Origin of the sequence: Aporhodopirellula sallentina SM41 (genome assembly GCF_000346505.1) — a bacterium.
Classification (GTDB): domain Bacteria; phylum Planctomycetota; class Planctomycetia; order Pirellulales; family Pirellulaceae; genus Rhodopirellula; species Rhodopirellula sallentina.
This window is the reverse complement of record NZ_ANOH01000141.1, coordinates 63,194-70,881: the sequence shown is the minus strand read 5'-3', so window position 1 is coordinate 70,881 and position 7,688 is coordinate 63,194. Positions and strand designations below refer to the sequence as shown.

Annotated in this window: 6 protein-coding genes; 5 read left to right on the top strand and 1 reads right to left on the bottom strand. The window is 57.9% G+C overall.

Annotated features, from left to right (window positions below; translation table 11 throughout):
• Window positions 1-372 precede the first annotated feature (372 nt).
• The 5 genes from RSSM_RS09325 (at window position 373) to RSSM_RS09300 (ending at window position 5,862) form a co-directional block, all read left to right on the top strand.
• Window positions 373-1,758, top strand: coding sequence for a Gfo/Idh/MocA family protein (locus tag RSSM_RS09325; protein ID WP_008677108.1), 1,386 nt, complete (start codon window positions 373-375; stop codon window positions 1,756-1,758).
• 298 nt (window positions 1,759-2,056) lie between these two features.
• The gene (locus RSSM_RS09315) at window positions 2,057-2,914 is read left to right on the top strand and encodes a tetratricopeptide repeat protein (protein WP_008677107.1); all 858 of its coding nucleotides are present in this window, start codon (window positions 2,057-2,059) and stop codon (window positions 2,912-2,914) included.
• 28 nt (window positions 2,915-2,942) lie between these two features.
• Window positions 2,943-3,212 (top strand): WXG100 family type VII secretion target, encoded by a 270-nt coding sequence (locus RSSM_RS09310; RefSeq protein WP_044302001.1) that lies wholly within the window; start codon window positions 2,943-2,945, stop codon window positions 3,210-3,212.
• 183 nt (window positions 3,213-3,395) lie between these two features.
• On the top strand, window positions 3,396-4,460 hold the full coding sequence (locus tag RSSM_RS09305; protein WP_044301975.1) for a sugar phosphate isomerase/epimerase family protein: 1,065 nt from the start codon (window positions 3,396-3,398) through the stop codon (window positions 4,458-4,460).
• A gap of 271 nt (window positions 4,461-4,731) precedes the next feature.
• Window positions 4,732-5,862: a Gfo/Idh/MocA family protein gene (locus tag RSSM_RS09300; RefSeq protein WP_008677101.1), complete on the top strand. Its 1,131-nt coding sequence runs from the start codon at window positions 4,732-4,734 to the stop codon at window positions 5,860-5,862.
• 150 nt (window positions 5,863-6,012) lie between these two features.
• On the opposite strand, the gene RSSM_RS09295 is transcribed toward RSSM_RS09300, so the two are convergent.
• Window positions 6,013-7,458: a phytoene desaturase family protein gene (locus RSSM_RS09295; protein ID WP_044302000.1), complete on the bottom strand. Its 1,446-nt coding sequence runs from the start codon at window positions 7,456-7,458 to the stop codon at window positions 6,013-6,015.
• Between the last annotated feature and the right edge of the window lie 230 nt (window positions 7,459-7,688).

Below are 7,688 nucleotides of genomic sequence, written 5' to 3'. Positions count from 1 at the left end.
GCGTGTTGGGTTGGCTGGCTTGGTTGGCGTTTTTACCCGAGGCCTTACGGCCGTTCGGCTCACTTGGTCGGTATTCTGGGACCGCGAGTTTGTTGGGACAAGGACGCGGTTAGGGGGATTTCGGGTGGGTGTCCGTCTTGGAAAGACGGACCTACGTGGGGATTCCGTGTTTTTCGGTGGGTGTAGACGTTTGGTGTGGGGGGCATGGCCCGGGGGAGTTTGCTGGGAATTTGCCGCACGATATGATGTTGGGTGCGTATAATCGTTTTCCATGCCGTCGCTCGAATTGACTCCGTTCGGGCCGTGGAAACGCGATGCGTCCCGCCTCGATCCCGCCCCCCACTCCCGCCGATTCGTCTCAGGGCTGAATTTTTGCCGAAAAAGACATCCTCTTCACGCCGCGGTCCTTTGTCCGCTCACGTCGCCAGATCCAGCAACCGGCGCGAGTTTTTCACGCAAAGTACGGTTGCGGTTGGTAGCACCGTCGCGCTCGGCGGGTCGGCTGCGGTTGCGGCGGGCGAGACGATTCTCGCCGGTGGCGTTGGGGCGATTCCGGCCTGCCATGCCTCCGGAAGCGATACGCTCCGAATCGGCCTGATCGGTTGTGGGGCTCGGGGACGTGGGGCAGCGATCGAAGCCATCCAGGCGTCATTGCCCGGCTCAGTCGGTGCCGCTGTCGGGCGGGTTGAGTTGGTCGCCATGGCGGATGTGTTCGCGAACCATTTGCAAACCGCTTACCGTGCGATCAACGGGCGGCACCGTGATCATGTCAATGTCGGTGGACGGAGATTTGTCGGGATCGACGGATGGAAAGGCGTGTTGGCGGCGGATGTCGACATGGTTCTGCTGGCGACGCCGCCCGCGTTCCGGCCACTGCACTTTGCCGCGGCCGTTGATGCTGGGAAGCACGTGTTTATGGAAAGTCCGCTGGCGACGGACATGCCCGGAGTTCGCCGGGTGATGGCGACGGGCAAGATCGCGGAAGAGAAAGGGCTCGCGGTTTCGGTCGGTTTGCAAAGGCGACATGAAGCCAGACTGCGAGAATGCGTCGATCGACTGCACGACGGAGTGATCGGGAAATTGTTGGAAGCACGAACCGTGTGCTCGTCGGCTCTCCTCCGGCGATTGCCCTGCAACCAATCGTCGGATCGGTTGGAGGAGCAACTGCGGCGCTGGCAAGATCACGATTGGGCGAGCGGCGGATTCACCGACGAACGTCATCTGCACTGTCTAGACGCGATTCACTGGGTGACCGGGCAAACGCCGGTCGCGGCGAAAGTGGTTGAATCTGCTGCCAGTGACTGCGCCGGAGATGCCGGCGGCGAAGAATTCGGTGAAGTAACGGAAAAGCTCACCGAAGCGAAATCGACTCGGGCGATCGAACTCGACCAAGAAAATGGTTTTCGTATCGTCACGGAACTTCACGCAGGGCGTGGCAGTGATCGTGGGAAGGGCGAGTTGGTGATCGGTGCCAAAGGCGTTTGCGACCTAACTCGATCGATTATTCGCGATCATCGCGGCAAAGTGATCTGGCAAAGTGAAGCGAAAGAGATCGCCGGCAAAGGTTGGCAGCGTCAATTCAACGAGTTGATCGCGGGTCTGCGAAACGGACATACGATGCGCAATCACTCGCTCGGGGTCGCCTGCACGACCACCGCCATCTTGGAACGGACCGCTTTGCAAACCGATCGCAACGTCGATGTGCGTGATCTGATGGTTTGTGACCAATCGTACGCTCACCCGCAATGCACGCTGTAGCGAATCGGACGCGTGTTTTCGGTGTCCGAATCGGTTGTGCGGGTTGATACTTTTTGTCGTGACAAACGGCGCGTTTTTTCGTACCGAATGCTATGCGAGTGTGTCGCACACCCTCGACGTCATAGAACCGACTATATTGAAACGGTGTGACCGAAACGTCTCATCGGTTGGGTTTCGATAGACGAAAGCGGGATCACCGCCGGACCGCGTTGAGGTTTCCGCCATCGAAATAGTTTTTGCATGGCGGATTGATCCGCAACCGAACACGACTTGTTCTTCTCTTCTTTGTTGTTTTGTCATGTCCGAATCTGCATCAGACGCTTCACGCGACGGCAATCGATCGAATTCATCCGGTGACGCGAAAACAGCGGGTGCTCCTGCGACGGATGCGAAGAACACACCGAATCCTGGCCACACATCGACTCCTGGGGAAGCCCCCGGTCCGAACCGTCGGCAGGAGCTCGAGCACCGGCTCAAGGATGCGCGAACCGATCGTGACGCGTATCTGGAACTCGGTGCGATCTATCGCTCGGAGAACCGTCCTCAGAACGCTGCGAAGATTCTAAAACAGGGACACGAAGTATTTCCTGACGATCCGACGATATTGTGGGAGCTCGAAGAAGCACAGCTCGCTCGGTCGATTCAACAGTTGACCGAGATGCAGTCGATCGTGGCGAAGACGCAGAGCCCGTTGGCAGACAAGGACCTCGAACGCAGCACAGCGGATTGGGCGAATTGTCGGATTAAAGTTTGCCGGGCGCGTTTGAAACGAGACCCGTCGCTCGAGCATTTGCGTTTGGTTCTCGGCGAGGCGCTCTACGATCTCGAGCAATACGAAGAAGCGATCGCGGCGCTCGAACCGTTGATGCAAAACGAAACCCACAGTTCCGCGGCGGCATTGTTGACCGGGCGCTGCCATTTGATTCTCGGACGCGACGTCGAAGCGATGCGTTGGCTGCGAATGGCTTCGCTGCGACGTAGTGTCACGTCACCGGCGCGTGTTCGCGTGGCCGCGTTGAAAATGTTGATCGATTTGGCGGATCGCCATGGTTTGACAGCGACGCTCGAACATTACCAATCGACTCTTCAATCCATCGTCGACGCGGCGAAGGAACCACACGCGCCATCGACGAGTGCGTCCGCCCCCACATCCTAACGACGATGCCCCCTTTTCGAGGTTGATGATGAATCAAGCGATTGGTGACCCTGACCAAATCCGTCAATTTGCTGCGCAGTTATCGCAGTTTACCGAAGAATTACGTCAGCGTGGCAGTTCGCTGGCGGCGCAGATGAATCAACTCGAACAGACCTGGCGAGATGAACAGCAGCGCAAATTCAGCCAAGATTTCCAGGACCAACTGCGGCAACTCCAGCGGCTGGTTCAGGCAACCGACCAGCATGTCCCCTACTTGTTGCGAAAAGCCGAACAATTGGATCAGTATCTCGGGCGTTGAGAGCGCGACGTTCGGAATTCGGGCGGTGTGAACATCGCCTCTCTACTTGCAATCTGTGGACTGACCAGCCACCTTGTTAGCGGTCGACGGCATTGTTGTTGCCCTCGGTAGCGACGATCGGTTCTCGATCCACAGCCTCCTTGTTTTCTTCCTGCCTCGTAACTTTCCTACGGTTTTCGCGCGATGACCCAGCACCCCCATTCTTTCCCAAAATTGCACAACGCCGCTTGGCCGGGCGTCGTCGGTAAAGGTGACGACGATGCCAACCCGGTGATTCCTCTCGAAGAGATGTTGGACCTGACCGCGGCGGCTGAGGTGGATGGTCGGAAGTTTGACGGCGTCGACATTTTTCTTTCGACGCCTCACATCTCGATCGACGCAACCGACGAGGAATTGGAAAAGGTTGCCGAGCAGGTGAAGAGCCGCAATCTCGACATCGGTACGGTTGTCGCGCCGGTTTGGGAACCGACCGGTGGCGGAAGTGCGGCGGGTGATTCCGACGCGGTGGAAGCGTTCTTGAAGCAGGTTCGCAAAGGCTGCGAGATCGGACGCAAACTCCGTCAGTTGGGCGTTCGTCCCCATGGTGTGATTCGCATCGACAGTGCCACGCCGACGGCGGATTGGTACGAAGACCCGTCGGCCAACCAGAGCCGAATCGCAGACACCTTCAAAGCCGCATGTGATATCGCGGAAGAGTATGACGAGCGACTCGCTGCCGAAGGCGAGATCTGTTGGGGAGGAATGCACTCGTGGCGTTCGATGGTCGATTTGCTCGAACGGGTTGGGCATCCGGAACGTCTCGGTTTCCAAGCCGACATGGCTCATACGCTGTTGTATCTGCTCGGTTACAACGCTCCCGAAGACGCGATTTTGCCACAGGATTTTGATTGGCAAGACAAAGAGAAGAAAGCCGCTGCGCTACACGAACTGACGCACGCGCTGCGTCCATGGACGATCGATTTCCACGTGGCCCAAAACGACGCGACCGTCCACGGTACAGGCAGTCACGACAAGACCGGCCGGCACTGTTTGCCGAACGATCCGAACGGCAAGTTGGATATTCCGGTCGACGCGGCACACTGGCTGCGAGACGAACACGGCGATGTGTTGCAAGTTTGCAAGCACATTTGTTGGGACGGTTGCATGTTCCCGAACGATGTGATGCACAAACCGGAAACGTGGAACGATATCCTCGCCGCCATGTTGAGCGTGCAAGACGCGCACGGATGGAACGAAGGCGAAGCGTAAATCGCATCGCTGCGTCGCGTCTATCAAACCCGCTGAAGTTTGCTGAGGGGAACTCTGTGTCGTCTCGTTGGTCCGCCCCAGGACTTTTGCACGGCAGGACCAACGGCGAGCGAGTTCTTTGCTCCGGCAGCGGGTTGTCATTTGGAGACGTCGTTTTCCTGACGCCGGTTCGACACCACCGGCGATCCCTCGTTGATCCACGAATCCGTTGACCGATCAACGTCCTCCCTCCTTTTAACTCCCACCACACTCCACTCAATAGGAATACATCGTGAAACCGCTTAACATCGGAATGATTGGCTACGGCTTTATGGGACGCACCCACAGCAACGGGTACCGTCAAGCAAACCGGTTCTTCGATCTCGAGTATCAACCGGTCCTCAAAGCGGTTTGTGCTCGCAACGAAGAGAAAGCCAAAGCGTTCGCCGATCAGCAAGGCTACGAATCGATCGAAACGGACTGGCGGAAACTGATCGCTCGCGATGACATTGATGCCATCGACGTTTGCACGCCGAACAACTTGCACAAAGAGATCTCCATCGCGGCAGCGGAAGCCGGCAAGATGGTGTTGTGTGAAAAACCTCTCGCAATGAACGTCGCCGAAGGTGAGGAAATGTGCGAAGCGGTCGAGAAGGCCGGCGTAGCGAACATGGTTTGGTACAACTACCGACGCGTGCCAGCGGTATCGCTCGCGAAACAGTTGATCGACGAAGGGCGTCTCGGCCAAGTGTTCCACTACCGAGCGAATTTCTTGCAAGACTGGACGATCAACGCGGACGTTCCCCAGGGCGGTGCGGCAACCTGGCGTCTCGATGCCGAGGCTGCTGGCAGCGGTGTGACGGGTGACTTGCTCGCTCACTGCATCGACACCGCGTTATGGCTCAACGGTGGTATCAAAGACGTCTCGGCGATGACGGAAACGTTCGTCAAAGAACGCGTCCACGCCGAAACCGGTGAAAAACAACCGGTGACGATCGATGACGCGTGCATGTTCCACTGTCACTTCGATAACGGGTCACTCGGCCTCTTCGAATCCACCCGGTACGCTCGCGGACACAAGGCGTTGTACACGCTCGAGGTCAACGGCGAGAAGGCATCGCTGCGTTGGGATTTGCATGACTTGCATCGCCTCGAATACTTCGATCACGCTGACGATTCCATCGTTCGCGGTTGGCGCAGTGTTCACGTTACTGACGGCGACCAACCGTACATGGGCAATTGGTGGGTTCCTGGTTTGCAGATCGGATACGAGCACACGTTCATTCACCAAGTCGCCGATTTCCTCCGGTCGCTCGAGACCGGCGAACCGGCCCATCCAAACTTCCGCGACGCCTTGGAAACGCAAAAGGTTTGCGACGCGGTTCTGGCGAGTGCGAAAGAACGCAGCTGGAAAGATATCTAACGCGATCTGATCGCGAGTTTTCGCGAAGTGGGCAGCCGGACTCGCCAGAGTTCAGTCGGGCTTTGGCGTGGTGTGTTACCGAAGTCTTGGCGACTCCGGCTACGGGTTGGTGAATCCGGCGACGTTGGCGATTCCGGCTACGATGATCAATCAGACGGCGGATGATTCGCGGACGAGCATTTGATCGACTTCGTTGCTGACGATCACGCCGTAATTGATCGCACCGAGCCATCCGCTCATGATGATTCCGACGCTGCCGGCGTGGTACATCCCGCCGACTTGTTGCGACAATGCACGGCTGACGGCGAGCCCTTCGAATTTGGTGCCGAAGCTCGCGCCGCCTTCGTGCATCGTGTAGTGTTTGAACGTTCTCGGCGTGGCGGCTTCCGCTCGATCGATTTTGTCGCGGACGCCGGGAATGTACTTCTCGAGTGCGTCGATCGTCGTCTCGACCAGGTCGTCTTTGCTGGCCTGGTATTCCTCGTCGCTGAGGTCGGCCCAGTCGGACCAGTTCGCGTTCGTGCTGCTAACGATCGCGTAGCGTTCTTTCTTGTGAGGCCGCGTTCGTGGGTAGTAGAAACTGAACGTTCGCGACGTGATATCACGGCTGAGCAAGAGATCCGTGCGGAACTCTTTCGCCGTGCTGGTAAAGAACAAATCGCCGCTCGATTCATCGATCTCCTCGCCCGGTTTGAGAGCCATGTAGACCTGGGTGCTGGAGTTATTGAGCCGCACCGCTTCGGTTTGCTCGACAAAATTTCGGTCGAGTTTTTCCTCGCCGATCATCTTCAGGATCGTCGTACGCAAGTTCGCGTTGCTGACGACCGCCCGGCATGGAATCCGGCGTCCGCGGACGTGCACGGCCGAGACCCGCGAGCCTTGCAACGGGCTATCGGCGACCTCGATTTGATCAACCGGGCAATTGATTCGAATGTCGACCCCGTTGCTGGTCAGTTCTTTTTTCATCCGAGCGATCAAGTCATCCGTGCCGCCTTCGTAGATGAACACGCCCTTGCTCATGAAATTACTGAACACGATCCCATACGTGATCGCGGGGTCTTCGAGAGTCGACCCGTTCGCATACGTGATCGGTTCCATCAGCAGACGCACAACGTCGTCGCGGCCGGGGAAGAAGCGATCGAACAGTTGCCGGGTGGTCGTTGTTTGGTCGTCGTAAAAGTTCATCCCGCGGGCGGTGTCGAAGAACTCGTTGACGGTTGGTTCGGCGATCCCGAATCGGTTGGTCAGCAGCCGCGTGAAGTCGTCTCGGTTGAACGTCGTCGTCAGCGAGAACTGTGGGTTATCGAACCGGATGTTTTTCAGTTGAACGATGCGATCGGCGATGTCGCGGCTCCAGTACCGTCGGCACGACTTCACCATGCCGTGTGGGAACCCGTGCAGCGAAATGTCGAACGTGTGGCCGCCGGGACGCAGGAACCAGGTTGCCAGCCCACCGAGCTTGTAATGTTGTTCGAGCAACAGGACCCGGTGACCCGCACGGCCGAGAATATTCGCCGACGTCATTCCGGCCAGGCCGCTGCCGATCACAACAACGTCGTACTCGTCGGCAATTCCTTTGAGAAAATCCTTGGCCATGTGCTTTTCAAATCGATCGGGTTGGAGGTGCGTGAGGGCGGATCGCCTGGCGTCGGTCGCCGGGACAACGGATGGGGCCGTCGACCTGCGGTTTGACGTCGAGCCTGTGGTTTGACGTCGGGTGGAGTCCACTGTGAAAACGGATCGGCCGGTCGGCTTTCTCGCGGTCAACGCGGGACAATCGGGGCCAACGACCACCGGATGATCAGCTCTCAGAGCTAGTTCAGGGA

Coding starts and splice junctions, on each gene's coding strand:
- RSSM_RS09315 (WP_008677107.1), top strand. CDS start 2,057: ATGTCCGAATCTGCATCAGACGCTTCACGCGACGGCAATCGATCGAAT.
- RSSM_RS09310 (WP_044302001.1), top strand. CDS start 2,943: ATGAATCAAGCGATTGGTGACCCTGACCAAATCCGTCAATTTGCTGCG.
- RSSM_RS09305 (WP_044301975.1), top strand. CDS start 3,396: ATGACCCAGCACCCCCATTCTTTCCCAAAATTGCACAACGCCGCTTGG.
- RSSM_RS09295 (WP_044302000.1), bottom strand. CDS start 7,458: ATGGCCAAGGATTTTCTCAAAGGAATTGCCGACGAGTACGACGTTGTT.